Annotated in this window: 28 protein-coding genes; 18 read left to right on the plus strand and 10 right to left on the minus strand. The window is 70.6% G+C overall.

From position 1 onward, the window contains the following. Positions 1–15 precede the first annotated feature (15 nt). On the minus strand, positions 16–282 hold the full coding sequence (locus tag OGL88_RS13990; RefSeq protein ID WP_111086795.1) for a hypothetical protein: 267 nt from the start codon (positions 280–282) through the stop codon (positions 16–18). 157 nt (positions 283–439) lie between these two features. Here OGL88_RS13990 and msrA point away from each other — a divergent pair, with 157 nt between their 5' ends. The 3 genes from msrA (at position 440) to OGL88_RS14005 (ending at position 2,039) form a co-directional block, all read left to right on the plus strand. Next, positions 440–967, plus strand: a complete 528-nt coding sequence (gene msrA, locus OGL88_RS13995) for a peptide-methionine (S)-S-oxide reductase MsrA (RefSeq protein WP_205464190.1) — start codon at positions 440–442, stop codon at positions 965–967. Positions 968–1,004: 37 nt separating this feature from the next. Next, on the plus strand, positions 1,005–1,208 hold the full coding sequence (locus OGL88_RS14000; protein ID WP_205464191.1) for a methyltransferase: 204 nt from the start codon (positions 1,005–1,007) through the stop codon (positions 1,206–1,208). A gap of 123 nt (positions 1,209–1,331) precedes the next feature. After that, positions 1,332–2,039, plus strand: coding sequence for a single-stranded DNA-binding protein (locus OGL88_RS14005; RefSeq protein ID WP_263091789.1), 708 nt, complete (start codon positions 1,332–1,334; stop codon positions 2,037–2,039). Positions 2,040–2,062: 23 nt separating this feature from the next. Here OGL88_RS14005 and OGL88_RS14010 read toward each other — a convergent pair whose 3' ends face one another. Next, on the minus strand, positions 2,063–2,788 hold the full coding sequence (locus tag OGL88_RS14010; protein ID WP_159573927.1) for a hypothetical protein: 726 nt from the start codon (positions 2,786–2,788) through the stop codon (positions 2,063–2,065). 190 nt (positions 2,789–2,978) lie between these two features. Between OGL88_RS14010 and ettA the strand changes: the two genes are divergently transcribed. Beyond that, positions 2,979–4,664 carry an energy-dependent translational throttle protein EttA gene (ettA, locus tag OGL88_RS14015; RefSeq protein WP_111086790.1) on the plus strand — a complete coding sequence of 562 codons (1,686 nt, stop codon included), beginning with the start codon at positions 2,979–2,981 and terminating at the stop codon, positions 4,662–4,664. 32 nt (positions 4,665–4,696) lie between these two features. Continuing rightward, positions 4,697–5,152, plus strand: coding sequence for an acyl-CoA thioesterase (locus OGL88_RS14020; protein ID WP_263091790.1), 456 nt, complete (start codon positions 4,697–4,699; stop codon positions 5,150–5,152). Here the strand turns inward: OGL88_RS14020 and OGL88_RS14025 are convergent. Continuing rightward, positions 5,139–6,002, minus strand: coding sequence for an acyl-CoA thioesterase (locus OGL88_RS14025; protein ID WP_263091792.1), 864 nt, complete (start codon positions 6,000–6,002; stop codon positions 5,139–5,141). The genes OGL88_RS14020 and OGL88_RS14025 overlap by 14 nt on opposite strands. A gap of 47 nt (positions 6,003–6,049) precedes the next feature. Between OGL88_RS14025 and OGL88_RS14030 the strand changes: the two genes are divergently transcribed. Beyond that, positions 6,050–6,751: a hypothetical protein gene (locus OGL88_RS14030; protein ID WP_263091793.1), complete on the plus strand. Its 702-nt coding sequence runs from the start codon at positions 6,050–6,052 to the stop codon at positions 6,749–6,751. Positions 6,752–6,788: 37 nt separating this feature from the next. Further along, on the plus strand, positions 6,789–7,631 hold the full coding sequence (locus OGL88_RS14035; RefSeq protein WP_263091794.1) for an NAD-dependent epimerase/dehydratase family protein: 843 nt from the start codon (positions 6,789–6,791) through the stop codon (positions 7,629–7,631). A gap of 161 nt (positions 7,632–7,792) precedes the next feature. On the opposite strand, the gene OGL88_RS14040 is transcribed toward OGL88_RS14035, so the two are convergent. From OGL88_RS14040 to pepN, 3 genes are all read right to left on the minus strand, one after another. Then, positions 7,793–8,245, minus strand: a complete 453-nt coding sequence (locus OGL88_RS14040; protein WP_263091812.1) for a globin — start codon at positions 8,243–8,245, stop codon at positions 7,793–7,795. 47 nt (positions 8,246–8,292) lie between these two features. Beyond that, entirely contained in the window at positions 8,293–9,360 is a 1,068-nt protein-coding gene (locus OGL88_RS14045) for a mechanosensitive ion channel family protein (RefSeq protein WP_263091795.1), read from the minus strand. 76 nt (positions 9,361–9,436) lie between these two features. Further along, positions 9,437–12,016, minus strand: coding sequence for an aminopeptidase N (pepN, locus tag OGL88_RS14050; protein WP_263091796.1), 2,580 nt, complete (start codon positions 12,014–12,016; stop codon positions 9,437–9,439). A gap of 122 nt (positions 12,017–12,138) precedes the next feature. Here pepN and OGL88_RS14055 point away from each other — a divergent pair, with 122 nt between their 5' ends. Further along, positions 12,139–12,804, plus strand: coding sequence for a mycothiol-dependent nitroreductase Rv2466c family protein (locus OGL88_RS14055; protein WP_263091797.1), 666 nt, complete (start codon positions 12,139–12,141; stop codon positions 12,802–12,804). A gap of 36 nt (positions 12,805–12,840) precedes the next feature. Here the strand turns inward: OGL88_RS14055 and OGL88_RS14060 are convergent, their stop codons facing one another. Next, positions 12,841–13,368, minus strand: coding sequence for a GNAT family N-acetyltransferase (locus tag OGL88_RS14060; RefSeq protein ID WP_263091798.1), 528 nt, complete (start codon positions 13,366–13,368; stop codon positions 12,841–12,843). On the opposite strand from OGL88_RS14060, the gene OGL88_RS14065 reads away from it, so the two are divergent. From OGL88_RS14065 to OGL88_RS14075, 3 genes are read left to right on the plus strand one after another with little or no spacing between them, the layout of a single operon-like run. Continuing rightward, positions 13,367–14,026 carry a helix-turn-helix domain-containing protein gene (locus OGL88_RS14065; protein ID WP_263091799.1) on the plus strand — a complete coding sequence of 220 codons (660 nt, stop codon included), beginning with the start codon at positions 13,367–13,369 and terminating at the stop codon, positions 14,024–14,026. The two genes, OGL88_RS14060 and OGL88_RS14065, sit on opposite strands and share 2 nt — an antisense overlap. A 22-nt stretch (positions 14,027–14,048) precedes the next feature. Continuing rightward, positions 14,049–14,546 (plus strand): ribose-5-phosphate isomerase, encoded by a 498-nt coding sequence (locus OGL88_RS14070; RefSeq protein ID WP_263091800.1) that lies wholly within the window; start codon positions 14,049–14,051, stop codon positions 14,544–14,546. Positions 14,547–14,555: 9 nt separating this feature from the next. Then, complete coding sequence (locus OGL88_RS14075) at positions 14,556–15,485, plus strand: Fpg/Nei family DNA glycosylase (RefSeq protein WP_263091801.1); 930 nt, start codon at positions 14,556–14,558, stop codon at positions 15,483–15,485. Between the two features lie 6 nt (positions 15,486–15,491). Here OGL88_RS14075 and OGL88_RS14080 read toward each other — a convergent pair whose 3' ends face one another. Next, positions 15,492–16,961 carry an amidohydrolase gene (locus OGL88_RS14080; RefSeq protein ID WP_263091802.1) on the minus strand — a complete coding sequence of 490 codons (1,470 nt, stop codon included), beginning with the start codon at positions 16,959–16,961 and terminating at the stop codon, positions 15,492–15,494. After that, a complete protein-coding gene (locus tag OGL88_RS14085) occupies positions 16,958–17,596 on the minus strand; it encodes an FMN-binding negative transcriptional regulator (RefSeq protein ID WP_263091803.1) in 639 nt (212 codons plus the stop codon). Before OGL88_RS14085 ends, OGL88_RS14080 begins: the two co-directional genes overlap by 4 nt. 158 nt (positions 17,597–17,754) lie before the next feature. Here OGL88_RS14085 and OGL88_RS14090 point away from each other — a divergent pair, with 158 nt between their 5' ends. From OGL88_RS14090 to OGL88_RS14120, 7 genes are all read left to right on the plus strand, one after another. Then, positions 17,755–19,341 (plus strand): peptide ABC transporter substrate-binding protein, encoded by a 1,587-nt coding sequence (locus OGL88_RS14090; protein ID WP_263091804.1) that lies wholly within the window; start codon positions 17,755–17,757, stop codon positions 19,339–19,341. 11 nt (positions 19,342–19,352) lie between these two features. After that, complete coding sequence (locus tag OGL88_RS14095; protein WP_263091805.1) at positions 19,353–20,774, plus strand: M14 family zinc carboxypeptidase; 1,422 nt, start codon at positions 19,353–19,355, stop codon at positions 20,772–20,774. Continuing rightward, positions 20,774–21,715: an ABC transporter permease gene (locus OGL88_RS14100; RefSeq protein ID WP_263091806.1), complete on the plus strand. Its 942-nt coding sequence runs from the start codon at positions 20,774–20,776 to the stop codon at positions 21,713–21,715. The genes OGL88_RS14095 and OGL88_RS14100 overlap by 1 nt, the downstream gene beginning before the upstream one ends. Further along, on the plus strand, positions 21,712–22,602 hold the full coding sequence (locus OGL88_RS14105; protein ID WP_263091807.1) for an ABC transporter permease: 891 nt from the start codon (positions 21,712–21,714) through the stop codon (positions 22,600–22,602). Before OGL88_RS14100 ends, OGL88_RS14105 begins: the two co-directional genes overlap by 4 nt. An 84-nt stretch (positions 22,603–22,686) precedes the next feature. Continuing rightward, positions 22,687–24,096 (plus strand): serine hydrolase, encoded by a 1,410-nt coding sequence (locus OGL88_RS14110; protein WP_263091808.1) that lies wholly within the window; start codon positions 22,687–22,689, stop codon positions 24,094–24,096. Beyond that, entirely contained in the window at positions 24,093–24,659 is a 567-nt protein-coding gene (locus tag OGL88_RS14115; RefSeq protein ID WP_263091809.1) for a GbsR/MarR family transcriptional regulator, read from the plus strand. Before OGL88_RS14110 ends, OGL88_RS14115 begins: the two co-directional genes overlap by 4 nt. Next, positions 24,656–26,308: a dipeptide ABC transporter ATP-binding protein gene (locus OGL88_RS14120; RefSeq protein ID WP_263091810.1), complete on the plus strand. Its 1,653-nt coding sequence runs from the start codon at positions 24,656–24,658 to the stop codon at positions 26,306–26,308. The genes OGL88_RS14115 and OGL88_RS14120 overlap by 4 nt, the downstream gene beginning before the upstream one ends. 65 nt (positions 26,309–26,373) lie before the next feature. On the opposite strand, the gene OGL88_RS14125 is transcribed toward OGL88_RS14120, so the two are convergent. Next, positions 26,374–26,955, minus strand: coding sequence for a hypothetical protein (locus OGL88_RS14125; protein WP_263091811.1), 582 nt, complete (start codon positions 26,953–26,955; stop codon positions 26,374–26,376). Between the last annotated feature and the right edge of the window lie 15 nt (positions 26,956–26,970).

A 26,970-nucleotide genomic window follows, 5' to 3' on the forward strand; every position in this document is an offset into this window, starting at 1 on the left:
TTCCAATCTGGAACATCATGACCAGCGGAGGCAGTCCACGGCGTCGTCGGCCGACCACACGTTGGGCAGCTCGACGAACCGACGCTCGGTGGCGACGTAGCGACGGGCGCGGTAGGCGGTGTCACCAGCGACGTCGATGCGGTCGACGTAGCCGACGATCTCGCCGTTGGCGCGGGTCACGCGGCTCAGGTCGTCGCGGACGTCGAGGATGCGGTAGTCGCCGCGGGACCGGGAGAGCGGGACGGTGCGGATCCGCAGTGCGGGTTCGGTCGTGGTCTGCATCGTGGCCTCCTGGTCGGTGTGGTCTCGACGCTACGGGCCACCACCGACACGCCGTCGCCGTGCTGGCGCATCGTGGACGGCGCTGCGGGCGGTGCGTGCTGTGGAGGGATGTCCCCGGTCCGGCCCTGCGCGGATCTCGGGGAGGTAGGTTGTGGCAATGACCACGTTCGTGCTCGCAGGTGGATGTTTCTGGTGTCTCGATGCCGTGTACCGCACGCTCCAGGGCGTGCAGGACGTGGAGTCCGGCTACATCGGCGGTCGGGTGGAGAACCCGTCGTACGAGTTGGTGTGCACGGGCTCGACCGGTCACGCCGAGGCGGTCGCGGTCACCTTCGACGAGACGGTGATCCCGGCCGAGGTCATCCTCGACGTGTTCTTCACGCTGCACGACCCGCGGCAGCTCAACCGGCAGGGCGCCGACGTCGGCACGCAGTACCGCTCGGCGGTGTTCCCGGCGGACGACGCGCAACGCGCGCTGTTCGAGCGGGCGATCGAGCGCGCGTCCGACGTCTGGGACGGCGGGATCGTCACCACGATCGAGCCGCTCTCGACGTTCTACCCGGCGGAGGAGTACCACCAGGACTTCTTCGCGAAGAACCCCGGTCAGGGCTACTGCCTCGCAGTCGCGCTGCCCAAGGTGAACAAGGTCCGCAAGGCCTACAGTCAGTACATCCTGACGTCCTGATCCTCGGGCGTCGGGGCCACGAGGAGGTGGTCGAACGATGACGAACAACACCGGGACCTGGGTCGCGATCGGTCCGGCAGGTGCGGTGGGCAGCATCCACCGTGCGGCGGACGGCTTCCAGGTCGAGCTCTACGGACGAGGGCGCAGCGGCGGGCTGTACCCGTCGCTCGAGTCGGCGAAGGGTGCGGTCCACGCCGCGCTCGGCCCGCTCGCGGCGCGGCCCGAGTTCCGAGCGCACTAGCGGTCCAGGGCCGGACAGGAGGCCCGGGGGACTCGTCCTCCACAGGTCGCCTGATCGGGTCCACACGCCACAGATCGAGCCCGGGGCTGCTTCCGCAGCCCCGGGCTCGATGACGATCGACGCATGAACGACATCATCACCGTCTGCGGAATCGTCGCCACGGAACCCCGTCACCTCGTCACCGAGACCGGCATCGCCATCACGAGCCTGCGCCTCGCCTCACCGTCACGTCGTTGGGACCGGGCCAGCGCGGCCTGGGTCAACGGTGCGACCAACTGGTACACGGTCACCGCGTTCCGCTCCCTCGCGTCGAACGTGTTCAAGTCCCTGAAGAAGGGTGACCGCATCGTCGTGTCCGGCCGCGTCCGGATCCGCACCTGGGAGCGCGACGGCCGGGGCGGCACGTCGGTCGAGATCGACGCCGACGGCATCGGGCACGACCTGGCGTGGGGCATCAGCAACTGGGTCCGGGTGCCGCGGCAGGTGAACGACACCACGTCCGGGCACGGCGGCGTGCGGGGCGTCGATCCCCGAACCGGCGAGGTGCACGGCGGCGGCCTCGTCGCTGCTCCGGCGCTCGACGGTCAACGGCACGAGCACGGGCAGGACGCCGGCCACGAGCTCGGGGCGGACCCTGAGGCGGAGACCGACCACCGGGCCGAGGCCGACCACGGCGACGGGCTCGACCACGAGAACGAGGCCGGGACCGACCACGGGCTGGACGGCGCGGACGCGGTCGGGCCGTCCGAGCGGATGCTCGAGCAGGACGGAGCCGCATTCGACCCCCAGCCGTCGGATGACGACGGGCCGCTCACTCGGGCCGCCGCGTGACCCTGGTCAGACGCGCCGGACGGTCACCACTTCTGCGCGATCATCCCGATGCCGGACACCTGGTCGGTGTCCCAGTTGCCGCCGCGCGGCAGCCCGGAGACCCGACCGTTGATCCGGAACGTCGCTCCCTGGACCGCCGGCTTGTTGATCTGGGTCGCCTTGATGCCGTGGAACGAGAAGTTCGTGTTCCACGTGCCGTTCAGACCGGTCCGGCCCTTGACGTTGCCCACCGTGATGCGGGTGTCCTGGACAGTGGAGTGCACGACGTCGCCGTTGAGGCGGCCGTTCGCCTCGGCGTTGAAGAACAGCCGACCGTCCAGGTTGAGCTTGAGCGTGCCGATCGTCTTGTGGTTGACGATCATCGTCGCGACGTCGTTCTGGTACCAGCGCATCCCGATCGGGGTGTTCTTGTTCGTCGCCGGCCCGAGGTACCCGTAGGTGAACTTGCCGTTCTGCACCCGCTCCCAGATGAAGCGCGGCTTGCCCTTGCTCTCGGGCGAACCCTTGTCCGACTGGATGCCGAACGCGTAGGCGTTGTTGTGGGCGTCGTGCACGTTGATGTACGACGAGTACCCCGTACCGGCCCCGTCGGCGCTGATGGTCGCCGTGTAGAGCAGGTACGGGGAGCCCTTCGGCACTGCGCCGGCGGCCGTCGCCGGAGACGCAGGCGCGACGAGGGCAGCGGTGAGCGCGATCGCTCCGAGGAAGGGGAGCGCGAGTCGGCGCAGTCGTGTGGCGTGCCTGGTCATGGTTGTCATCCCGTCCGTGATCCTGAGCCGGTCCGCGTCGTGGTGAGTGACGGGCCCCGAGGTGGTTGGCGAGGACAACCTACGTCGTCGTCACGGATCCCGACAGACCCCCGTTCCGCCGGGTGCGCGAAGCGGCGATCCGGTGCCGAGCGCGCGACGCACCGACGGGGTCACTACACTAGGGGCCGATATGGCTGAGTACATCTACCAGATGGTCCGCGCCCGCAAGGCGGTCGGCGACAAGCTGATCCTCGACGACGTCACGATGTCGTTCCTCCCCGGCGCCAAGATCGGCGTCGTGGGACCGAACGGTGCGGGCAAGTCGACGATCCTGAAGATCATGGCCGGTCTCGACCAGCCGTCGAACGGCGAGGCGAAGCTCACGCCGGGCTTCACCGTCGGCATCCTCATGCAGGAGCCGGAGCTCGACGAGACGAAGACCGTGCTCGAGAACGTCCAGGAAGGCGTCGGCGAGATCCACGCGAAGCTCGCCCGCTTCAACGAGATCTCCGCGCTGATGGCCGAGCCCGACGCCGACTTCGACGCGCTCCTCGCCGAGATGGGCACGCTGCAGGAGGAGATCGACGCCGCCGACGCGTGGGACCTCGACTCGCAGCTCGAGCAGGCCATGGCCGCGCTCCAGTGCCCCCCGGGGGACGAGCTCGTCACGCACCTGTCCGGCGGTGAGAAGCGTCGTGTCGCGCTCTGCAAGCTCCTGCTCCAGAAGCCCGACCTGCTCCTGCTCGACGAGCCCACCAACCACCTGGACGCCGAGAGTGTGCAGTGGCTCGAGCAGCACCTGCAGCAGTACCACGGTGCCGTCCTCGCCGTGACCCACGACCGGTACTTCCTGGACCACGTGGCCCAGTGGATCGCCGAGGTCGACCGTGGTCGCCTCTACCCGTACGAGGGCAACTACTCGACGTACCTCGAGAAGAAGCGTGCGCGCCTCGAGGTGCAGGGCAAGAAGGACGCGAAGCTCGCGAAGCGCCTGTCCTCCGAGCTCGACTGGGTCCGCAGCAACACCAAGGGCCGTCAGGCGAAGTCGAAGGCCCGTCTCGCCCGGTACGAAGAGATGGTCACCGAGGCCGAGCGCACCCGCAAGCTCGACTTCGAGGAGATCGTGATCCCCGTGGGCCCGCGTCTGGGCTCGCAGGTCATCGACGCCGAGAAGTTGCACAAGCAGTTCGGTGAGCGCGTCATCATCGGTGACCTGTCCTTCACGCTGCCCCGCAACGGCATCGTCGGTGTCATCGGCCCGAACGGTGTCGGCAAGACGACGCTGTTCAAGACGATCGTCGGGCTCGAGCCCCTCGACGGCGGCACGCTGAAGATCGGCGACACGGTCGACATCTCGTACGTCGACCAGAGCCGTGGCGGCATCGACCCGAACAAGAACCTGTGGGAGGTCGTGTCCGACGGGCTCGACTACATCCAGGTCGGCAAGACCGAGATCCCGTCCCGTGCGTACGTCTCGCAGTTCGGGTTCAAGGGCCCGGACCAGCAGAAGCGTGCCGGCATCCTGTCCGGTGGTGAGCGCAACCGTCTGAACCTCGCGCTGACGCTCAAGCAGGGCGGCAACCTGCTGCTCCTCGACGAGCCGACGAACGACCTGGACGTCGAGACCCTCGGCAGCCTCGAGAACGCCCTGCTCGAGTACCCCGGTTGCGCTGTGGTCATCACCCACGACCGGTGGTTCCTCGACCGCATCGCGACCCACATCCTGGCGTGGGAAGGCCTCAACGAGGACGGCACGCCGAACTGGTACTGGTTCGAGGGCAACTTCGAGGCGTACGAGGAGAACAAGATCGAGCGCCTCGGTGCCGACGCCGCGAAGCCCGGGCGCGCGACGTACCGCAAGCTCACCCGCGACTGACCCGCGTGGCGAGACTGCACGCTCCCATCCGCATGCGGTGGAGCGACATCGACGCCTACGGCCACGTCAACAACTCCGCGATGCTGCGCCTGCTCGAAGAGGCGCGCATCGTGGGGTTCTGGGGCCCGGACGCCGGTGAGCTGTCGGCTGACGGCAGCCTGCCCGAGCCGATCATCGACGGTCGGCCGGGCTCCGGCACGATGACGGTGATCGCCGGACAGCGCCTCGAGTACCTCGCGTCGATCCCGTACCTGCGCCAGCCGCTCGACATCCAGATGTGGATCGGGCGGCTCGGTGGAGCGAGCGTCGACGTGTCGTACGAGGTCTGGTCGCCGGTCGGGCAGCAGCCGGCCGAGCTCTACACCCGGGCGACGACCGCGCTCGTCATGGTGGACGCCGCCACGAACCGTCCTCGGCGGCTGACCGCGGTCGAGCGTGCGGCGTGCGAGCAGTACCTCGAGGCCCCGGTGGAGTTCAGCCGCCCGTAGGGACCCGCATCATGCCCTCCTGCGCCACGGTCGCCAGCAGGCGTCTGTCGCGGGAGAACATCCGGCCGAAGGCGAGCCCCCGGCCGCCCTGCGCGCTGGGGGACTCCTGCGTGTACAGGACCCACTCGTCGGCCCGACCGTCGCGGTGCCACCACATCGCGTGGTCGAGGCTGGCGCTCTTCACGCCGGGTGTGCCCCAGGCGACGCCGTGCCGCCGCATGATCGGTTCGAGGATCGACAGGTCGCTGGCGTACCCGAGGACCGCACGGTGCAGCGCGGGGTCGTCCGGCAGATCGCCCTGCACACGGAACCAGACCGCCTGGTGCGGCACGTGCTCGCCCTGCACGTCGACGAACACCGGTCCCTCGACGTGCCGCAGGTCGATCGACCGTTCGGCCCAGGCCTTGGCGACGGGGTGGTCGATGGTGGACAGGATCGACGCGGCGGACGGCAGCGACTCCGGTGACGGCGTGTCCACCGGGTACGGGTCCTGGTGCTCGACCCCGGTGTCCGGCACCTGGAACGACGCGATCATCGAGAAGATCGGCACACCGCGCTGGTAGGCCTGCACGCGCCGCGTCGCGAAGGACCGACCGTCGTGGATGCGTTCGACACCGAAGGTGATCGGCACGTCGATGTCGCCGGGGCGCAGGAAGTACCCGTGCATCGAGTGGATGTCACGCCCGTCGATGGTGGCCTGCGCAGCGACGATGCACTGGGCGAGCACCTGACCGCCGAACACCCGCCCACCGGGGGACCAGTGGTTCGCGCCGGTGAGGATCGTCTCACCCGTGCTCGCACCGGTGTCCTCGAGTCGGAGTGTCCGCAGGAAGTCGGGTTCGCCGTTCACGTGGTGCAGTCTACGAACACAGGGTGCGCCGGTAGGATCGGTTCGACATGGGCACCTCGTTCACGCTTCCCGACGCCGCCTCCCTCGGTGACCTCCGCACGTACCTCGGACGTGCCGCTCGGATCGAGGACGGTTCGGTCCGGCTCATCGCCGACTCCGGTGTCCTCGCGGTCTACACGGCGATCCTGTACCCCCTCGGACTCCTCGACGAGCTGCCGACGGTGCTCGGCCTCCGTACGTTCTCGCTCACCGAGCCCGCGACGATCGACGCCGTGGTGCCGCTGCAGTCCCTGCTCGAGCGGCTCCGGCTCCTCGCCGAGGCACAGGACGCCGAGCACGCAGACGGCGCCGACCCGACGCGGGCCACCCCGATCGAGGTCGAGCTCCCGCACGAGGTCCACACCGTGACGTGGGCGGCGATCTCCCCGCCCCGTGGCGGATGGGTGCCGCTGCCCGACGTCTCGCCGGAGCTGCTACGCCGCGCCACCCGTGACGGCATCGCCGAGGTCGCCGATGCCGTCCCGACCAACGCGGGTGAGGCGATCATCCGCAAGGTGCGATCCGAGGTGTGGGGCCGTCCGGTGCCGGGCATCGAGCACCTGCCCGCTGGTGCAGGCTTCGCGGGGGAGAGCCTCGGCTTCCTCGGGCACGACCCGGTCCGCTTGTTCGAGACGGGTCCGTGGAGCCGTCTCACGACGTCGCGCGGGCACGTGCTGGTCAAGCGCCGCGCCTGGACCCTGAACCCGTAGCGAGCGTCACGGTCGGGCCTGGTGGTTGGCTGGCCGCATGCACGTCTTGCTCACCGGCGCGTCCGGGTACATCGGTTCCTCTGTCCTCTGCGCCCTCGTCGCCCACGGGCACGAGGTGACCGCCATCGTCCGATCCGACGAGAAGGCGCAGCACGTGCGTGACGCCGGTGGGCACGCCCTCGTCGGGGACGTCACCGACACCGAGGTCGTCGAACGACTGCTCGACGAGACCGACGGCGTCGTGCACACGGCGTCCGCCGCCGACGTCGACCCGGACTTCACCGCGACGGTCCTGCGCGCGTCCGTCGGCACACCGAAGCCGTTCGTGCACACCGGCGGCATCTTCACCTTCGGCAACTCGACGGACATCTCGGAGCAGTCGCCGATCGATCCGCCCGAGCTGACGTCGTGGCGTACGGCGAACGAGGCTGCCGTGCGGGCGAGCGACGTGCGGACCACGATCGTCGCCCCGGGCATCGTGTACGGGCGAGGTGTCGGCATCCCCGCGATGTTCGTCAGCGACGGCACCCAGCCGGTCACGCTGGTCGGTGACGGCTCGCAGCGCTGGACCACGGTGCACGTCGACGACCTCGGCGAGCTCTACGTCCTCGCGCTGGAGCGTGCCGAGCAGGACGGGTACATCGTCGCCGCGTCCGGGGACAACCCGACGGTGCGCGAGCTCGCCGAAGCGGGGGCGCACGGTGCACCGGTCGTCCCCGAGAGCGTCGAAGCTTCGCGCGAGCGACTCGGCGGGGCCTTCGCGGACGCGCTGCTCCTGCACCAGGAGGCGTCCGGTGCCCATGCGCGCTCCGCCTACGGGTGGAACCCGACGCACCCGTCCCTGGTCGAGGACCTCGCCACCGGCTCGTACGTGCGCTGAGGACCACGTTCCGCCCTCGGCGGCGGCATCAGCGCCGCCGAGGTTCCACGACATGCCGCGCGCCGTTCGCCGAGGTTCCATGAACGGGACGAGGCGCCGCCGAGATGTGCAGATTTCGGAACCTGAAGGGGCCGCGGGCGCGGGCGCGGGGCGCGCCCGGGTCAGTCGAAGGTGTTCGTCATGGCGTGCGCGGCGCGGTCGAGGTACGCCCAGAGCTCGGCCTCGTCGAGGGGTGCGAGCTGCAGCGACTCGACGGCCTCGCGCATGTGGTGCAGCCATCGTTCGCGGGCCTCGGACGTGATGTGGAACGGGTTGTGCCGCATCCGGAGCCGGGGGTGTCCGCGCTCCTCGCTGTAGGTTCCCGGCCCGCCCCAGTACTGCTGCAGGAAGGCCGACAGGCGCCAGATCGCGCCCTCGAGGTCGTCGGCCGGGTACATCGGCCAGATGACGTCGTCCTGCTGCACGCCCTCGTAGAAGCGGCGGACGAGCCGGTCGAAGGTCGGGGCGCCGCCGATGCGGTCGAAGAGCGAGCCGGTGGCCGAGACCCCGTGCTCGCCGACCCGCAGCGTGATCGGCTGGGCCGGCACCCCCGGCACCCCCGGCACCCCCGGCATGCCGAGGCCCGCTCCGCCGGTGCCGCTGTTCGGGGACGTGGGATCGGTCACTGGGAGTCCTTCCCACCGTCGTGGTGGTCGTCGGTCCGGATGGGTTGCCCGAGCACGTTGCGCTTGGTTCGGCGCGGCTTGGTCGGCGCTGGGGTCGGACGCGTCTGCACGGAGCGCAGGCCGTTGATCGAGGTCGCGTTCTCCCAGCCCTCGGGCATGATCATCGCCATCGCGGGCAGGGTGATGCCGAGCTCGTCGACGGCGTGCTTCAGGCGGGCGCGGAGTTCGCGGCCGACGACGTCGAGCTCGGACGCGCGGGTCTTCACGACGAGGCGGAAGACCATGCCGTCCGTGGACACCGACTGCAGGCCCCAGATCTCGGGCTTCTCGACGATGCGCTGGCGCCAGCGGGGCTCCTGCGACATGGTGACGGCGGCCGTGAGCAGGGCGTCCTGCACGGCGTCGATGTCGGTGTCGTAGGGGACGGTGATGTCGACGAGGACCCGCGACCACCCCTGCGACAGGTTGCCGACGCGCAGGATCTGGCCGTTCGGCACGAACCACAGGATCCCGTTGACGTCGCGCACCTGCATGACACGGAGCCCGACGTTCTCGACGACGCCCGTGGCCTGCCCGGTGTCGACGACGTCACCGACGCCGGCCTGGTCCTCGAGGATCATGAAGATGCCGGACAGCAGGTCCTTCACGATCGACTGCGCGCCGACGGCCAGGCCGGCGGCGACGAGCGAGGCGCCACCGACGATGCCGACGGCGGCGTTCGGGATCGCCACGGGGATGATGATCGCAAGAGCCACCACCACGACGATGACCGTCGCGAGGTTCTCGAGCACGCTGCCCAGGGTGCGGGTCCGCTGCACCACGCGCGCCGTCTGGACCGGTGACGCGATGAGCGCCTGCGTGTCCTCGGCACCCTGACGCTTCTTCACGCCGTTCACGACGCGATCGACGATCTGCTTGATCATGCGGCGGAGGATCACGCGCAGGATGATCGCCGCGATGATCGTGATCACGATCGTGATCGGGATGTGCCAGGCGTCCACGAACTGGGTGAACGCGTTGGATGCCCACTTCGGAACGTCGGAGGTCTCTGCAGCCAGGGTCATATCCGGTCGATGCTAGAGGGCGGGGCCTCGGCGTTCCATGAGGAACGCCGCGACCCCGCCCGTGTTCACGAGCGACTCAAGCGTCGGCCGCCTGCACCCGGAGCGCACGCTCCGTGCCCGCGACGCTCTCGGACACGATGCGACGCAGCGCCGGGGTCTCCGGGTGCGCCTCGAGCCACGCGTGGGCGGCGTCGCGGAGCTCGGCCGACGCGAGCGGCGCCGGGTAGAGGCCCGAGACGATGGTGTCGGCCATGTGGTAGCTGCGCTCGGCCCAGATGCGGGTGAGCACTTCGAAGTACTTCGGCACGAGGCCTTCGAGCACGACGGGGCTGTTCACGTGCTGGAACCCGACCGTGGTCTGCCGCACGATCGCGTTCGGCAGCTCGGACGAGTCGACGAGCGACGCGAAGGCGGCCAGTTTGCCCTCGGCGGTCGGGATCGTCGCACGGGCGCGGGCCGCGGCCTGCTCACCCGACGCGGTCTTGTCGGCCGCGAGCTCGGCGTCGACGTCGGCATCGGAGGCGGCACCGGCGAGCACGAGGCCCTCGAGCAGCTCCCAGCGCAGGTCGGTGTCGATCTCGAGCCCGTTCAGCGTGACCGAACCGTCACGCAGCCCCTGCAGGGTGGCGACGTGCTCGGGCGTCGACGCGATCTGCGCGAAGAACTTCACGAACTGGAACTGGGCGTCCGACCCGGCCTCGGCCGAGGCCGCGAGCTGCCAGAGCGTCTCGCCCACCGTGCGGACCGTGGCGTCGACCTTCGACGGCGCGACGTAGTTGCGCGTCGTCAGGAGCAGCTGCGACAGGGTCGTGCGGATGGTCGTCGACTCGGACTCGGTCGCGATGTTGCCGAGCGCGAGCCGGACGTAGTCGCTGGCGGGCGACTCGGCGTCGCGCGTGGCGTCCCACATCGCGCCCCACACGATGGAGCGGGCGAGCGGGTTCGCGATGGCTGCGAGGTGCTCGATCGCCGTCGTGCGGGACTGCTCGTCGAGACGGATCTTGGCGTAGGCCAGGTCGTCGTCGTTGAGGAGCACGAGGTCGCCGCGATGCACGCCGACGAGCTCGGGGACCTCGGTGCGTGCGCCGTCGACGTCGATCTCGACGCGGTGCACGCGCTCGAGCTTGCCGCCGGACGACGCGGTGTCGGCACCGAACGGCGCGTCCGCGTCCTGCGTGAACGCGTAGACGCCGATGGCGAGGCGGTGCGGGCGGAGCGTCGGGTAGTCGGCCGGCGCTTCCTGCAGGACGGCGAACGCGGTGATCGCGCCGGACTCGTCGACCTCGATCTCCGGGCGGAGCGTGTTGACCCCGGCGGTCTCGAGCCAGAGCTTCGACCACTCGGACAGGTCACGGCCGCTGGTGGCCTCGAGCTCGACGAGCAGGTCGCGCAGCTCCGTGTTCGAGTGGTGGTGCTTCTTGAAGTAGGCCGAGACACCGGCGAAGAACGCGTCGATGCCGACCCACGCCACGAGCTGCTTCAGGACGGAGCCGCCCTTGGCGTACGTGATGCCGTCGAAGTTGACCTGGACGTCCTCGAGGTCGTTGATCGTCGCGACGATCGGGTGGGTCGAGGGGAGCTGGTCCTGGCGGTAGGCCCAGGACTTCTCCATCGCCTGGAACGTGGTCCACGCCTCGGTCCACTCGGTGGCCTCGGCGGTGGCGATCGTGGAGGCCCACTCGGCGAACGACTCGTTCAGCCACAGGTCGTTCCACCACTTCATGGTGACGAGGTCGCCGAACCACATGTGCGCGAGCTCGTGCAGGATCGTGACGACCCGGCGCTCCTTGATGGCGTCGGTCACCTTCGAGCGGAAGACGTAGGTCTCGGTGAACGTGACCGCGCCCGCGTTCTCCATCGCGCCGGCGTTGAACTCCGGCACGAAGAGCTGGTCGTACTTCTCGAACGGGTACGGGACGTCGAACTTCTCCTCGTAGTAGGCGAAGCCCTTCTTCGTGGTCTCGAACACGTACTCGGGGTCGAGGTACTCGGCCAGCGACTTGCGCGCGAAGACGCCGAGTGGGATGGTGCGGCCGTCGCTGCTCGTGAGTTCGTCGCGGACGACCTCGTACGGGCCGGCGATGAGCGCCGTGATGTAGCTCGAGATGGTCGCGGTGGGCGCGAAGGCCCAGGTCGCGTGCTCACCGTCGACGTGGGGCTCGGGCGTCGGGGAGTTCGACACGACCTGCCACCGTGACGGCGCCGTCACGGTGAAGGAGAACTGTGCCTTGAGGTCGGGCTGCTCGAACACCGCGAACATGCGGCGCGAGTCGGGGACCTCGAACTGGGAGTACAGGTACACCTCGTCGTCCACGGGGTCGACGAAGCGGTGCAGGCCCTCGCCGGTGTTCGTGTACAGCGCGTCGCTGACGACGACGAGCTCGTTCTGCTCCTGCAGGCCGTCGAGCTGGATGCGGACGCCGTCGTTCACCGCAGCGACGTCGAGCGCGGTGCCGTTCAGGGTGACGGAGTGCACGGTCTTCGTGATCGCGTCGATGAACGTGGACGCACCGGCGGTCGCGGTGAAGCGCACGCGGGTGGTGCTGCCGAAGGTCTCGGCGCCGCGGGTCAGGTCGAGCTCGACGTCGTACGTCTGCACGCTGACGATGCCGGCACGTTCCTGGGCTTCGGTTCTGGTGAGGTTCTCTCCGGGCACGCAACGCTCCATCTTCGCTGAGGACGCGGACGATCGTGGTCCGCGCGGGGGAGTCCCGGCACGGCGTCGTGCACCGGCGGGACGGTCATCCCCAGCCTAGCGACGCCGCGTACGCTCGGAGCGTGAGCGAGACGACTGTGGACAAGACGACGGAACACACGACGGAACACCCGACCGAACGCACCACCGTGGAGTTCTGGTTCGATCCGAACTGCCCCTGGGCGTGGATGACGAGCCGCTGGGTGGGCGAGGTCGCCGAGCACCGCGACCTCGACGTCACGTGGAAGGTGATGAGCCTGTTCGTCCTGAACGAGGACCAGGACATCCCCGACGAGTACCGCGAGCGCATCCACAAGGGGCAGCTCTACCCGCGCATCGTCACGGCGGCGCGGCTCCGGCTCGGCCAGGACATCGTGAAGCCGCTCTACGACGCCCTCGGTGAGCACGTCCACCACCGCCAGGAGCACGACCCCGACCAGGTGGTCCCCGCAGTGCTCGCGGAGCTCGGCCTCGACGCCGACCTGCTCGAGTACGCCTGGACCGACGAGGTCGACGCCGCCGTGCGCGTCAGCCACCAGGACGGCATCGACCGCGTCGGACAGGACGTCGGCACGCCCGTCATCGCCGTCGCCGGCACCGCGTTCTTCGGCCCGGTCATCTCCCCGGCACCCAAGGGCCAGGAGGCGCTCGACCTGTGGGACGGCGTCGTCGCCGTGGCCAAGTACCCTGGCTTCTTCGAGCTCAAGCGCTCGCGCACCGTCGGCCCGGTCTTCGACACCACCGACTGACGGGAGGCGCGGCTCGTCCCCGCCCCTCGGCTCGCGTCAGGCGAGCGGCAGGCGCATGAGCGTCAGGTCCAGCCAGCGGTCGAACTTGCGTCCGACCTCGGGCACGACCGCGACCGTGCTGAACCCGAGCTTCTCGTGCAGGGCGATCGACCCGGTGTTCGTGCTGCAGATCCCCGCCATCATGACGTGCCGGCCCTCGGCGGTCGCCCGCTCGACGAGCGACCGCATCAGGGTCGAGGCGATGCCCCGACCGCGGAACGACTCGACCACGTAGACGCTGTGCTCGACAGTGAGCCGGTAGCCGTGGTGCGGTCGCCACTGCGAGTACGTGGCGTACCCGGCAACGGTGCCGTCGACCTCGGCGACGAGCACGGGGTACCCGTCGCCCCGCCGTTCGGCCAGCCAGCCGTCGAAGTACGCGCGGGGGTGCGGGGTCTCCTGCCAGATGGCAGTGGAGTGCAGCACGGCGTCGACGTGCAGGGCGTGCACGACGTCGAGGTCGCGGGGTCCGCAATCGCGCACCACGACCGGATCCGTCCCGTTCGTCGCATATGCTGTCGTCATGTCTCACATCGTAGACGAACCGATCGCGGATGACGCAACGGTCATCGACGACGCGACCACCCCGGACGACGCGGTCGCCGCCGAGCAGCGTGCCCTCGGCGAGCGCCTCCAACGCCTGCGCACCGAACGCAAGTGGAGCCTCACCGAGCTCGCCGAGGAGTCCGGCGTCTCCCGCGCGATGATCAACCGCGTCGAGCGCGGGGTGTCGAGCCCCACCGCGACGATCCTCGGTCGGCTCTCCGGCGCCTTCGGCCTGACGATCTCGCAGCTCCTCGACGAGGCCCTCGAGCACGAGGTGCCCAGGGCGACCGACCCCGACGACGCACGTGGCATCCAACGCGGCGCGACCGCGGAGTCCTGGACCGATCCCGACACCGGGTACCGCCGCCGTCCGGTCTCGAGCGCCGCCTTCCCCGCGGACGTCACCGAGGTGCGCCTCCCGGCCGGCCGCGAAGTGGCCTACCCAGCGTCCGCCTACGCGTTCCTGCGGCACTGCATCTGGGTGGTCGACGGCGTGCTCGAGCTCGTCGTCGGCGGCGAGCCGACGCGGCTCGCCGCGGGCGACCGGATCGAGCTCGGTGACCCCGCCGACGTGGTCTACCGGAACCCGGGCGAGGGGCCCACGCGGTACGTCGTCGTGGTGGTCCGGGGGCAGTAGCCGCAGGAATAGGATCGGTTCCATGCGCATCCACCTCGGAACGGACCACGCCGGCCTCGAGTTCAACCAGACCCTCGCAACGCACCTGACCGAAGCCGGGCACGAGGTCGTGGACCACGGACCGACCGAGTACGACGCGCTCGACGACTACCCCTCGTTCTGCATCAACGCCGCGCACGCCGTGGTGCACGACCAGCGTGCCGGCGTCCAGGCGCTCGGCGTCGTGTTCGGCGGCTCCGGCAACGGCGAGCAGATCGCCGCGAACAAGGTCGAGGGCGTCCGCGCAGCGCTCGTCTGGAACGAGTCGACCGCACTCCTCGCACGCCAGCACAACGACGCCAACGTCATCTCGATCGGTGCCCGCCAGCACACCGAGGACGAAGCGATCCGCTTCGTCGACCTGTTCATCGCCGAGCCGTTCTCGGGCGAGGAGCGTCACGCACGCCGCATCGCGCAGCTGGCCGAGTACGAGCAGACGGGGCACATCGCCGGCAAGCAGATCGACGGCTCGGCCGAGTAGACAGGTCCCATGCCCGAGGGTCACTCCGTCCACCGAATCGCCAACCAGTTCACCCGCCACTTCGTCGGCAAGCGCTGCGAGGTGTCCAGTCCGCAGGGGCGGTTCGCCGCCGGGGCCGCGCAGCTCGACGGCAAGAAGCTGGTCGCCGCCCGCGCGGTGGCGAAGCAGATGTTCCTCGAGTTCGAGGACGACCTGTTCCTCCGGGTCCACCTCGGCCTGTACGGCGCGTGGGACTTCGCGGGGGTGATCTCCACCGCCGAGGCGCTGTCGGACGACGACGACCGCGAGGAGTCGCTCAGCTCGATCGGCGCACCGCGGCTGGCCCGGTACCGGATGGCCGAGCAGGAGAAGGCGGAGGACCCGATCGAGTCCTTCCCACCGGACCCCGTCGGCCAGGTGCGCGTCCGGATCCTGACCGAGGACACCGTCGCCGACCTGCGCGGCCCGACCGCGTGCGTCGTGGAGACGCCGGCCGAGGTGCAGCGCGCCCTCGACAAGCTCGGCCCCGACCCGATGAACGACGACGGCCCCGAGGCCGAGAAGGCCTTCGTCGACAACGTCCGGAAGCGCAACGTCGCCATCGGGCAGCTGCTCATGGACCAGTCGGTCGTGGCCGGCATCGGCAACATCTACCGTGCCGAACTGCTCTTCCGGCAGCGGATCGACCCTTACAAGCCGGGCAAGAAGATCACCGTCAAGCAGGCGAAGGCGCTGTGGGCGGACTGGTCGAAGCTGCTGCACGACGGCGTCCGCGACGGCCTGATGATGACGATGGACGGCCTGTCCGACGCCGAGTACAAGAAGGCGCAGCGGTCGCGCAAGGACCGGCACTGGGTCTACCACCGCCAGGGTGAGCCCTGCCGGGTGTGCGGCACCGAGATCCGGATGGCCGACATGGCCGGCCGGAAGCTCTACTGGTGCCCGAAGGACCAGAAGTAGCGCGCTTCAGAGCTCTGAGTACGTGAACCGTCCGGCGATCGCGGTCGCGAGCACCCGCGTCGAGCGCAACGAGGACGACGACGCTGCCAGCGGGTCCGACCCGACGAGCACCAGGTCCGCGACGTCACCGACTGCGACGCTGATCCGACCGTCCGTCGAGCCCTGCCACGCGGCGAGCGTGGAGAGCCGTTCGGCGGGATGCCACGGGTCGCGGCCGTCCCGGTCGCGTCCGACGGCCGCGGCCATCGAGATCCACGGGTCGAGTGGTGCGACGGGGGCGTCCGACCCGAGCAGCAGCCGGGCACCGGCTCGGGCGAGCGACGCGAACGCGAAGGCGCGGTCGGTGCGGCCCGCCCAGTGCCGGTCGGCGATGTCGCGGTCGTCCATGGCGTGCTCGGGCTGCACCGAGGCGGCCACCCCGAGCCTGGCGAACCGGTCGACGTCGGTGTCGACGAGCAGCTGGGCGTGCTCGATGGTGCCGCGGGCGCCGACGGCTTCGAAGACGTCGAGCGCGAGGGTGTTCGCCCGGTCGCCGATGGCGTGGATCGCGGGCACGAGTCCGGCGTCGACGGCCCGGCGGGTGATCGCCACGAGGTCGTCGAACTCCCACGCCAGCACGCCGGAGCCGTCGGTCATGGCCGCGGTCCGGGTGCCGAGCGAGCCGTCGGTGACGACCTTGAACGGCCCCATCGTGAGGAGGCCCCGGGTCCGGTCGACGACGTCGCCGGTACGGAGTCCGCGGTCGATCACGGCGTCGAGTTCCGCCGGGTAGACGCCCGACGACACCCGGAGCGCGTCGGTGCCGGCGTGGATCCGGCGCGTCCAGCGGTCGAGGCCGAAGCGCATCTCGAGGTCGACGATGCCCGTCACACCGCGGGCCGCGGCGGCCTCCACGGCATCGGCGACGTACCCGTCGAGCAGGTCGTCCGGCACCTGCGAGAGCGCGCCGGTCACGTCGAAGGCGTCCTGCTCGCGCAGGACCCCGTCCGGGCCCGCCTCGAGCGGCCGGCCGACGAGTGCGGAGAAGTGCGCGAGCGCGAGGGCGTTGCACCAGACGGCGTGCAGGTCACCGCTGATGACGACGGTCGGGAGGCCCGGTGCGGCCTGGTCGAGCAGCTCGCGTCGTGCGGGGGTCGGCCACAACCCGTCGCGGTAGCCGTGTCCGATCAGCACGCGGTCCGGCACCCCGGTCCGCGCGACCGCGGCGAGGAGGTCGGCGGTCGACTCCGCGGAGTCGCAGCCGGAGACGTCGATGCGGCGGCGCACCAGGGCCCACTGGTCGAAGTGCGTGTGGTGGTCGCGGAGGCCGGGGCCGAGCCAGGCACCGGCGGCCTCGACGACCTCGGTGTCGGGGCCGGCGGGGTCGAGCGTGCCGGCCGGCGCGATCTCGGTGACCAGGCCGTCGGCGATGCGGACGTCGGCAGGGGCCCCGGAGGTGCCCACCCGGCGGACGGTGCGGAGCAGGATCTCGCTCACCGTTCCTCCAGACCGTGCGCCCGTGCCATCTCGTCGGCGAGCGCCGGCGACGCGTAGGGGCCGTCGCCGCGCAGGCCGGCGATGATGCGGTCGACGACCTCGGGGGCCTTGTTCTGGGAGAGCTTCGCGCGGGCGTCGAACCGGGTGACCCGGATCCGGATGCCGACGGTGCCCTTCGCCATCCGGCGTGCGGTCTCCTCGTCGATCTCGAGGGACACCGGCTCGGGCATGACGCGCTCGAAGTGGTCGACGAGCTCGCCGAGCACCCGGAAGTTCTCGTCGTCGGACAGCAGTTCCGGCGTGCCCCACAGGTGGGCGGTGACGTGGTTCCAGGTCGGCACGAACTGCTCGGGCGGATACCACGCGGGGGAGACGTAGCCGTGCGGACCCTGCACCACGATCAGGACCTCGTGGCGGCCGAGTTCGTGCGCGAGCTCGTCGGGGCGGCCGACGTGCGAGACGAGGACGATCGCGTCGGGGTCGTCGTCCGGACCGGGCGTCTCGAGCAGGAACGGGTAGTGCGACGCGACGATCCCGGCGTCGGTGTGCGACACGATCGTGGCCCACGGGTTGCCGGCGACGAGGCGCTTGACCTCGTCGACGTCCGTCATCAGGAAGTGGGGTGTGTGCCGCATGGTCCGAGCGTGGCACACGGCCCCGGTCGAGCGCGACACCTGTCGTTTCACGAGTGTTTCAGAACGGTAAAAGTTTCAGAGTTCATTGAAAGAAGCATTGTGCCGGGTGCTCCGACGGGCCTAGCTTCACTCATCAACGACGACCCGAGGAGACCCCCATGCGACGCAGGACCATCGCCGCCCTCGCCACGGCAGCCACACTGGCGCTCGTGGTGACCGGCTGCTCGGCGAGCGGCACGGCCGACTCCGCAGCGGACGCGAGCCTGGTGTACGCCACCGGCGAGCCCGACCACCTGACGCCCGGACGACAGACCGTCGCGTTCGACCAGGTGCAGAGCCTGTTCGCCCCGCTGACGCAGACCGACGCGAAGGGCGAGCTCCACGACGTCGCCGCGAAGAGCGTCGAGAGCGACGACGCCACCACGTGGACGATCACCCTCCGCGACGGCTGGACGTTCCAGAACGGCGAGGCCGTCACCCCGGAGAGCTACGTGAAGGCCTGGAACCACGTCGCCTACGGCCCCAACGCGTGGGAGAACAGCGGGCAGCTCGCCGCGATCGTCGGGTACACGGACCTCAACCCGGCGAAGGGCACCCCGAAGACGAAGGAGATGTCGGGGCTGAAGGTCACCGGCAAGGACACCTTCACGGTCACGCTCACGCACGCCGACAGCCAGTTCCCGCTGCAGCTCAGCCAGGCCCAGACGGCGTTCTACCCGATGCCCGAGGCCGCCTACGACGACCTGAAGGCGTACGACAAGAAGCCGATCGGGAACGGCCCCTACGAGATGCAGTCGGCGTGGAAGGCGGACAAGGAGTTCACCGTCACCGCGTGGAAGGACTACGAGGGCACGAAGCCGGTGACGAAGGACGTCACGTTCCGGAGCTACTCGGACATGAACACCGCCTACACCGACGTCCTCGCGGGCAACGCCGACGTGCTGTTCCTGCCGACCGACAAGATGACGAGCGCGAAGGCCGACTTCGGCGACCGCCTGCACTCCTTCGACGCCCCGGGCATCGACTACCTCGGCTTCCCGCTCTGGGACGACCGCTACTCCGACCCGGACGTCCGACGCGCGATCTCGATGTCGATCGACCGCGACGAGGTGAACACCGCCATCTACGGCGGCCTGTACGACCCCGCCACCGCACTCACGCCCCCGTCGATGTCCGGCACGGAAGAAGGCATCTGCGGCGACGCGTGCGAGTTCGACCCCGCAGCGGCGAAGCAGCTCCTGGCGAAGTCCGGTGGCTTCGACGGCACGATCACGCTCGTCTACCCCGGCGGCAGCGGCCTCGACTCGCTCTACGAGGCCTACGCCAACCAGATCCGGCAGAACCTGGGCGTCGACACCGTCGCGAAGGCCACCACCGACTGGGCCTCGTACTACTCCGAGCTGACGGACAAGAAGGTCGCCGGCCCGCACTTCGGTCACTGGGGTGCGCTGTACATCAGCCAGCAGAACACCCTCCGCGCCCTGTTCACCCTGGCCGGCGGCTGCTCGCCCTGCACCGGGTACTACCAGTCCGACACCGTCGACGCCCTGCTGGCGAAGGCCGACTCGGCCGGCTCGCAGGACGAGGCGAACGAGTACTACACGAAGACGCAGGAGGCCGTGCTCGAGGACTTCCCCGTCGTCCCCACCTTCTTCGACAAGTACTCGTACGTCACGAGCGACAAGGTCACGAAGCTCCCCGCGGTCGCCGGCAGCCCGGTCGTCGCGCAGATCGCCGTGAAGTAGGGCACCACCACATGGACCAGCGCACCATCCTCCGCCTGGCGGCCGAGGTCCCCGCCCGAGACGGCTTCCCGCTCGTCGACGACCTGCACGCCCGGTTCGACGCGCTCGCCGCGGCGCACCCGGACCAGGTCACGGTTACCCGGATCGGCACCAGCCGGCTCGGCGAACCGCTGCACTCCTACCGGATCGGCACCGGGTCGCACGCCGCCGTCGTGGTCGGCGGCGTGCACCCGAACGAACCGATCGGTTCGTGGACGGCCCTGCACCTCGCCGAGACGGTGCTCACCGACGACGACGCCCGTGCGCTCGACGTCACCTGGCACATCGTCCCGACGATCGACCCGGACGGCATGCGGCTCAACGAGGCCTGGTTCCACGACCCGCACGACCGCGTGTTCTACTCGCGGCACTTCTACCGCCCGGCCCCGGACAGCCAGGTGGAGTGGACGTTCCCGAACCGCTACAAGTCGGTGTACTTCGACCAGGTGCTGCCCGAGACGCTCGCGTTCATGCGGCTCATCGACGACACCGAGCCGGACCTGCTGGTGTCACTGCACAACGGCGAGATGGGTGGGGTCTACTACTACCTGTCCGAGGACCTGCCCGACGTCGTCGACACTTTGCACGCGGTCCCCGCCGCGCTCGGGCTGCCGCTCGACACCGGGGAGCCCGAGTCACCGTTCCTGCGCGAACTCGCCCCCGCGGTGTTCGCGATGGACGGGATCGAGACCGCGTACGACTACCTGGAAGGGCTCGGGGTCGACCCGGGCGAGCACATCCACGGTGCGTCGAGCGCGGCGTGGGCGATGCGGCACGGGGCACTGTGCATGGTGGCCGAACTGCCGTACTGGAGCCACCCGGACGCCGACGACCAGACCCCGACCGACGAGTCGTACGCCGACCTGCTGCGGCGCTGCTCCGCCGAGCTCGGCGCTTCGGGTGAGGAACTCCAGCAGCTGCTCGACGAGGCGTCGCCGATGCTGTCGATCGAGTCGCCGTTCCTCGAGGCGTCGCGGGCCTTCGTGCCGATGCTCGCCAGCACGGCGGACACCGACCGCCGCCGGGCCGACCGCGAGCCGGCCGACCGGCGGGCCACCGTCGCGGAGCGCTTCGGCTGCGAGGACCTGGTCCGCTGCTTCCGGCTGCGCTACGGCGGCATGCTGCTCCGCGCGGTCGAGGCGGAGACCACCGCCGGCACGGCGTCCGCGCCGCTCCGGCGGCTCCGCGACCGCCTGGCGGAGCGCTACGCGCACTGGCAGGCGGACGCCGCCTCCGAGGCGGAACCGATCCCGGTGCGGAAACTCGTGGGGGTGCAGTACGGGGCGATCCTCGCCTGCGCGAGCCACGTCGCCGAAGGCGACGACGGAAGGCACAGTGCGGACCCGACCCGTGCCTCCCGTCCGGTGTCGGCGGCCGTGTCGGGAGGCGCGTGATGCGTCCGACGCTCGCCGTCGGTCGCCGGCTCGGCGGCCTGGCCATCGTGTTCCTCGGGGTGACGTTCCTCATCTACGCGATGACGTTCGCGCTGCCGGGCGACCCGATCCGGGCGCTCGGCGGCGACCGGCCGCTCAGCGACGCGGTCGTCCGCACGCTCCGGGCCGAGTACCACCTGGACCAGCCGCTCTGGCTGCAGTACGTGCAGTACCTCGGCGGGCTGTTCCGCGGCGACTTCGGCACCGACTTCAACGGGCAGTCCGTCGGCGAGCAGATGACCTCGCGGTGGCCCGTCACGATCACCCTGGCGCTCACCGCCTGGGCGCTCGAGATCGTGCTGGGCATCGGGCTCGGGGTGCTCTCCGCCCTGAAGCGCGGGACCGCACTCGACAAGACGGTCCTGGTCGGCACCATCGTCGTCGGTGCGATCCCCGTGTTCGTCCTCGGCGTCGCCCTGCAACTCGTGTTCTCGGTGCGGCTGCACTGGTTCCCGGTCGCCGGCGTCACCGCGGGCTGGCCGACGGCGTACATCCTGCCAGCGTTCGTCATCGCGCTGTTCGGGCTCGCGGCGGTGTCCCGGCTCACCCGCACCTCGATGATCGAGACCCTCGACGCCGACTACGTGCGGACCGCACGGGCCAAGGGGCTCACGCCCGGTCGGATCATCGGCGTGCACGTGATGCGGAACTCGCTCATCCCCACCGCCACCTACCTGGCGACCGACCTCGGGTACCTGATGGGCGGCACCGTGATCATCGAGGGCATCTTCAACCTGCCCGGTGTCGGCAACCTGCTGTTCCAGGGCATCCGGTCGCACGAAGGTGCCGTCGTGGTCGGCATCTCGACGGCGCTCATCCTGGTGTTCCTCGTCACGAGCGTGCTGGTCGACCTGCTGCACGCCGCCCTCGACCCCCGCGTCCGGACCGGAGCAGCCGCATGACCACCTCAGCGCTCAGCGCCACCGTCGAACCCGTCGTCGGCGGCCGACGACGCCCCCTGCTGGCCGCGGCCCGCACCCCGGGCTTCTGGGTCCCCGCCTCGGTCCTGGTCGTCGTGCTGCTCGTCGCGTCGTTCCCGCAGCTGTTCGCCGGACTGTTCGGCCACGGCGACCCCCGGGTGTGCGACCTCGGGCAGAGCGGCGCCTCGCCGACCAGCGGACACCCGTTCGGCTTCGACCTGCAGGGCTGCGACGTGTACGCCAACGTCGTGTACGGCACCCGATCCTCGATCGCCGTCGCGGTGCTCACCACCGTGCTCGCCGGCATGGTCGCCGTCGTCGTCGGGACGATCGCCGGCATGGTCGGCGGCTGGGTCGACGCCGTGCTCGCCCGCCTGACCGACGTGTTCCTCGGCTTCCCGTTCCTGCTCGGCGCCGTCGTGGTGCTCAACAGCGTGGGGGAGCGGTCCGTGCTGACGGTGTCGCTCGTGCTCGCGCTGTTCGGGTGGCCGACGATGGCCCGGCTCGTGCGCTCGAGCGTCCGCAGCGTGCGGAACGCCGAGTTCGTGCTCGCCGCCCGCACGATGGGGCTGTCCACCTGGCGGATCACCACCCGGTACGTGCTGCCGTCGTCGATCTCGCCGCTGCTCGTGCTCGCGACCATCACCGTCGGCGGCGTCATCGTGTCCGAGTCGTCGCTGACCTACCTCGGCATCGGGCTCGAGAGCCCGGCGATCTCGTGGGGGCTGCAGCTCTCCGCCGCGACGTCGCAGTTCCTCCGCGCCCCGCACATGCTCATCGCGCCCGCGACGTTCCTCGCCGTCACGGTGCTCTCCGTCATCGCGCTCGGCGACACGCTGCGCGCCGCGCTCGACCCGCGTCGGCGCTGACCTGCACGGCGCGCGCCGCGTCGCGGCGGGCACCATCGCGGCCGACGCGCCAGACTCGAACCACCGCCCTTCGAAAGGACCACCGTGACCGACACCCTCTCCGCGTACCGGAAGACCCTGCCCTACATCCACGAGTGGGTGTCGTACAAGGTCTGGCAGTTGCGGGTGCCGGGCGTGCAGGTCGCCATCGGGTTCGGCGGCGAGGTGCTGTTCGACGAGGCCTGGGGCTACGCCGACGTCGAGGCCGGTCGCCGCCTGACCACCACCGACCTGTTCCGCATCGCCTCGCACTCGAAGACCTTCACCGCGACCGCGCTCCTGCAGCTCGCCGAGCGCGGGTCGCTCCGCCTCGACGACACCGTGGGCACGTACGTCCCGGCACTCGTCGAGGGCGGGTCGCCGCTCGCCGACGCCACGATCCGGGAACTCATGGAGATGGGCGCCGGGGTCATCCGGGACGGCCACGACGGTGACTACTGGTCGCTGCTCCGCCCGTTCCCGGACGAGCAGGAGCTGCTCGCGCTCGTCCTCGACCGCGGGCAGAAGGTCCCCACCGGGTCGTCGTTCAACTACTCGAACCTCGGGTACTCGCTGCTCGGGCTCGTCATCGCAGCGGTGTCCGGGCAGTCCTACAACGACTTCGTCCGCGAGTCGATCACCGAACCGCTCGGCCTCCGCAACACCGGACCGGACTGGGACCCCACCCGCGCCGACGACTTCGTGGTCGGGTACACCGGGTTCCACACCGCGCGGCAGCGGCAGCGCATCGACCACGTGGACACCCACGCGATGGCCGCCGCCACCGGGTTCCACGGCACCGCGTCCGACCTGGTCGAGTACTTCTCGCAGCACGTCATCGGGGCCGGCAGCCTGCTCGACGACCACTCGAAGCGACTCGCGCAGCGCAAGGCCTGGAGCGCCACCGACGACCCGGCCGCCCGCGGCTACGGCGCCGGGTTCATCGTCGACCGCATCGGCGGCCGCGAGGTCCGCGGTCACTCCGGCGGGTTCCCGGGGCACATCACGCAGTCGCTGTTCGACCCGGCATCCGGACTCGTCGTGTCCGTGCTGACGAGCGCCGCCGCCGGTCCCGCCACCCTCATCGCCACCGCCATCGTGCAGATGCTCGACGCCGCGGCGGACACGTCCGCGCCCGGCACCCCCGTGCCCGACGACGTCGACACCACCACCTACACCGGACGCTTCGCCAACCCGTGGGGCGTCAGCGACATCGCCCGGATCGGCGACCGGCTCGTCGAGGTCGACCCGTCCGGACCCGAACCGCTCGACACCCCGACCCGGCTCGAGGTCGTCGACGCGGACACGCTCCGGATGACGCACGGCAACCGCTTCGGCTCGGTCGACGAGGACATCACCTTCACGCGCGACGCCGACGGTACCGTCCGGTCGATCCGTGCCGGTGGCGGCATGACCGAGGAACCGTGGACGATCCCGGCCGAGTCGCCCGAGGTCGCGGCAGGGCTGGCACCGTGAGTGACGTGGACGGTCGGGGCGACGGTGCCGGGCACGACGACGTCGTGCTCGGACCCGACCGCCAGGCGTTCGTCGAGGAGTTCGCCCTCATGCTCAACGACGGTGCGGGCATGCCCCTGACCGACGCCCGCGTGCTCGGCTACCTGATGATGACGCGCGCGCCGCACTCGTCCTCCGCCGATCTCCAGCGCGCGCTCGGCGCCAGCTCCGGTTCGGTCTCGATGGCGACGCGCCGGCTCGTCGACTCCGGGTTCGTGAAGCGGCAGATCGTCGCCGGTGAGCGCAGCCACTACTTCCGTGCCGAGGCCGACGTCTGGGGCTCCTGGCTCGCCGGCGAACGGAAGTACCTCGACCGGCAGCGCGACATCATCGGACACGGTCTGGCCGTCGTCGAGCACGCCGGCCGCACCGGGGCGGGCGACGTCGACGCCGAGGTGCGTGAGCGCCTGCTCAACGGCCGCGACTACATGCAGTGGTTGCAGGGCCACCACCACAAGATGCTCGAGGACTGGGAGGCGTTCAAGGCCGCCCGCGACCGCACCGACCGCTCGGAGACCCCATGACCGACGTCCTGACCGTCGACCACCTGTCCGTGACCTTCGACGTCGACGGCGCCGAGGTCCGCGCGGTCGACGACGCCTCGTTCACCGTCGGCCGCGGCGAGGTCGTCGCCGTCGTCGGGGAGTCCGGTTCCGGCAAGAGCATGACGGCGATGACGGCGATGGGGATCGCGCCGGACGGGGCGCGGTCCTCCGGCAGCATCCGGCTCGGCGACCTCGAGGTGCTCGGCACCGACGAGCGCACCCTGCGCGGGGTCCGCGGCCGCAGCGTGTCGATGATCTTCCAGGACCCGTCGGCTGCCCTCAACCCGGTGTTCACGGTCGGGTTCCAGCTGGCCGAGGCCGTCCGCCGCGCCGACGCCTCGCACGACCGCGCCGCCGTCCGTGCGCGGTCGCTCGAACTCCTGCGTGCCGTCGAGGTGCCGGAACCCGAACGCCGGCTCGGCCAGTACCCGCACGAGCTCTCCGGCGGACAGGCGCAGCGGGTGATGATCGCGATGGCGCTCGCCGCCGACCCCGACCTGCTCATCGCCGACGAGCCGACCACCGCACTCGACGTCACGGTGCAGGCCGAGGTGCTCGACGTCCTGCGTGCGCTGCGGGAACGCACCGGCACCGCGATCCTCCTCATCACCCACGACATGGGCGTCGTCGCCGACATCGCCGACCGCGTGGTCGTCATGCGCCGCGGTCGCGTCGTCGAGACGGGCACCGTCGCCGCGGTCTTCTCCGCACCGTCCGCCGACTACACCCGCGACCTGCTCGCTGCGGTCCCACGCATGGGCGCCGAGGTCGGCCGGGAGGCGCGGGTCGACCCCGTCACGGAGGCCCCGTCGGTCGTCCTCGACGTCCGGCACCTCGTGGTCGAGTACGGCGGTGCACTGCGCGGGCGGTTCCGCGCGGTCGACGACGTGTCGTTCACGGTCGGTCGCGGTGAGATCGTCGGACTCGTGGGCGAGTCCGGCAGCGGCAAGACCACCATCGGCCGCGCCGCCGTGGGGCTCGCACCGATCACGTCCGGTTCGGTCGTCGTCGAGGGCACCGACGTGGCGGTCGCCCGGCGAGCAGCTCGTCGGGAGATGCGGCGACACGTCGGCGTGGTCTTCCAGAACCCGCTCCGGTCGCTCAACCCGCGCTACACGGTCGGACAGACCGTCGCCGAGCCGCTCCGGCAGATCCTGCGCCTGCCGTCGGCCCAGATCGACGAACGGGTGGACCGGCTGCTCGCGGACGTCGGCCTGGACGGCGGGTACCGCGAGCGCTTCCCGCACGAGCTCTCCGGCGGACAACGGCAGCGCGTCGCGATCGCGCGCGCCGTCGCACTCGACCCCGCACTGCTCATCGCCGACGAGCCGACGAGCGCCCTCGACGTCTCGGTGCAGGCGCGGGTGCTCGACGTCTTCCGCGAGCTGCAGGAACGCCTGGGCTTCGCGTGCCTGTTCGTCACCCACGACCTGGCCGTGGTCGACACGCTGTGCGACCGGGTCCTCGTGCTGCACGGCGGGAAGGTCGCCGAGCAGGGGACCCGCGACGCCATCCTCCGGTCACCGCAGGACCCCTACACGCGTCGACTCATCCAGGCTGCGCCGGTGCCCGACCCGGACGAGCAGGCAGTGCGCCGGTCCGAGCGCCTGGCGGCACGGGCCGACTGAGGGGCGCACGCCGGCGCTGCGGCGCCGCGGCCCTGCGGCCCTGCGGTCTCAGCGTCGTTGCGGAGTCAGCGCACCTCGGCCGAGGCCCAGAGCGCGTTCACGCCCCGGCCCACCGGACGCAGGAGCGGGACGGCGACGAGCACCGTCGCCGCGAGGTACGCCACGGTCTGCAGCAGCCCCGGGACGGCCAGCACGATGCCGAGCGCCTCCTGCGGCAGCGCTGTGAGCAGGACCGTGTTCGACAGCAGCGCCGCGACGAACCACAGCGACGCCGCCACGGTGACGATCCAGCCGAAGGCCCGCTGCACGCCGTCCTCGTTCCGGATGGTCAGCACCCCGAACGCCACGAGTGCACCCTGCGCGACGACGAGGAGCACCTCGGTAACCCAGCTCGGCGCGGGCCACAGGAGCGCGAACGCAAGGACCGACACCGCGAACGCGAGCGCCCGACGGTCCCGAGCGCGCACCGCGGCGACGAGCACGACCGCACCCGCCAGCCCGGCGAGCGCCGTGGCGACGAGGAGCAGTCCGTTCGGCAGGTCCCACGGCGCGAGCCAGATCGTCCCCACCAGCCCGCGCGCCCCGAACACGACCGCTGCGACGACCGCCGCGGCCGAGACCACCCGAACCCCCGTGATGTTCTGCATACCCGGACACTACTC

This window comes from Curtobacterium sp. RIT-PI-V, assembly GCF_025642935.1.
Lineage (GTDB): Bacteria > Actinomycetota > Actinomycetes > Actinomycetales > Microbacteriaceae > Curtobacterium.

Coding starts and splice junctions, on each gene's coding strand:
- OGL88_RS13990 (WP_111086795.1), bottom strand. CDS start 282: ATGCAGACCACGACCGAACCCGCACTGCGGATCCGCACCGTCCCGCTC.
- msrA (WP_205464190.1), top strand. CDS start 440: ATGACCACGTTCGTGCTCGCAGGTGGATGTTTCTGGTGTCTCGATGCC.
- OGL88_RS14000 (WP_205464191.1), top strand. CDS start 1,005: ATGACGAACAACACCGGGACCTGGGTCGCGATCGGTCCGGCAGGTGCG.
- OGL88_RS14005 (WP_263091789.1), top strand. CDS start 1,332: ATGAACGACATCATCACCGTCTGCGGAATCGTCGCCACGGAACCCCGT.
- OGL88_RS14010 (WP_159573927.1), bottom strand. CDS start 2,788: ATGACCAGGCACGCCACACGACTGCGCCGACTCGCGCTCCCCTTCCTC.
- ettA (WP_111086790.1), top strand. CDS start 2,979: ATGGCTGAGTACATCTACCAGATGGTCCGCGCCCGCAAGGCGGTCGGC.
- OGL88_RS14020 (WP_263091790.1), top strand. CDS start 4,697: ATGCGGTGGAGCGACATCGACGCCTACGGCCACGTCAACAACTCCGCG.
- OGL88_RS14030 (WP_263091793.1), top strand. CDS start 6,050: ATGGGCACCTCGTTCACGCTTCCCGACGCCGCCTCCCTCGGTGACCTC.
- OGL88_RS14035 (WP_263091794.1), top strand. CDS start 6,789: ATGCACGTCTTGCTCACCGGCGCGTCCGGGTACATCGGTTCCTCTGTC.
- OGL88_RS14040 (WP_263091812.1), bottom strand. CDS start 8,245: ATGCCGGGGGTGCCGGGGGTGCCGGGGGTGCCGGCCCAGCCGATCACG.
- OGL88_RS14045 (WP_263091795.1), bottom strand. CDS start 9,360: ATGACCCTGGCTGCAGAGACCTCCGACGTTCCGAAGTGGGCATCCAAC.
- OGL88_RS14065 (WP_263091799.1), top strand. CDS start 13,367: ATGTCTCACATCGTAGACGAACCGATCGCGGATGACGCAACGGTCATC.
- OGL88_RS14060 (WP_263091798.1), bottom strand. CDS start 13,368: ATGACGACAGCATATGCGACGAACGGGACGGATCCGGTCGTGGTGCGC.
- OGL88_RS14070 (WP_263091800.1), top strand. CDS start 14,049: ATGCGCATCCACCTCGGAACGGACCACGCCGGCCTCGAGTTCAACCAG.
- OGL88_RS14075 (WP_263091801.1), top strand. CDS start 14,556: ATGCCCGAGGGTCACTCCGTCCACCGAATCGCCAACCAGTTCACCCGC.
- OGL88_RS14085 (WP_263091803.1), bottom strand. CDS start 17,596: ATGCGGCACACACCCCACTTCCTGATGACGGACGTCGACGAGGTCAAG.
- OGL88_RS14090 (WP_263091804.1), top strand. CDS start 17,755: ATGCGACGCAGGACCATCGCCGCCCTCGCCACGGCAGCCACACTGGCG.
- OGL88_RS14095 (WP_263091805.1), top strand. CDS start 19,353: ATGGACCAGCGCACCATCCTCCGCCTGGCGGCCGAGGTCCCCGCCCGA.
- OGL88_RS14100 (WP_263091806.1), top strand. CDS start 20,774: ATGCGTCCGACGCTCGCCGTCGGTCGCCGGCTCGGCGGCCTGGCCATC.
- OGL88_RS14105 (WP_263091807.1), top strand. CDS start 21,712: ATGACCACCTCAGCGCTCAGCGCCACCGTCGAACCCGTCGTCGGCGGC.
- OGL88_RS14120 (WP_263091810.1), top strand. CDS start 24,656: ATGACCGACGTCCTGACCGTCGACCACCTGTCCGTGACCTTCGACGTC.
- OGL88_RS14125 (WP_263091811.1), bottom strand. CDS start 26,955: ATGCAGAACATCACGGGGGTTCGGGTGGTCTCGGCCGCGGCGGTCGTC.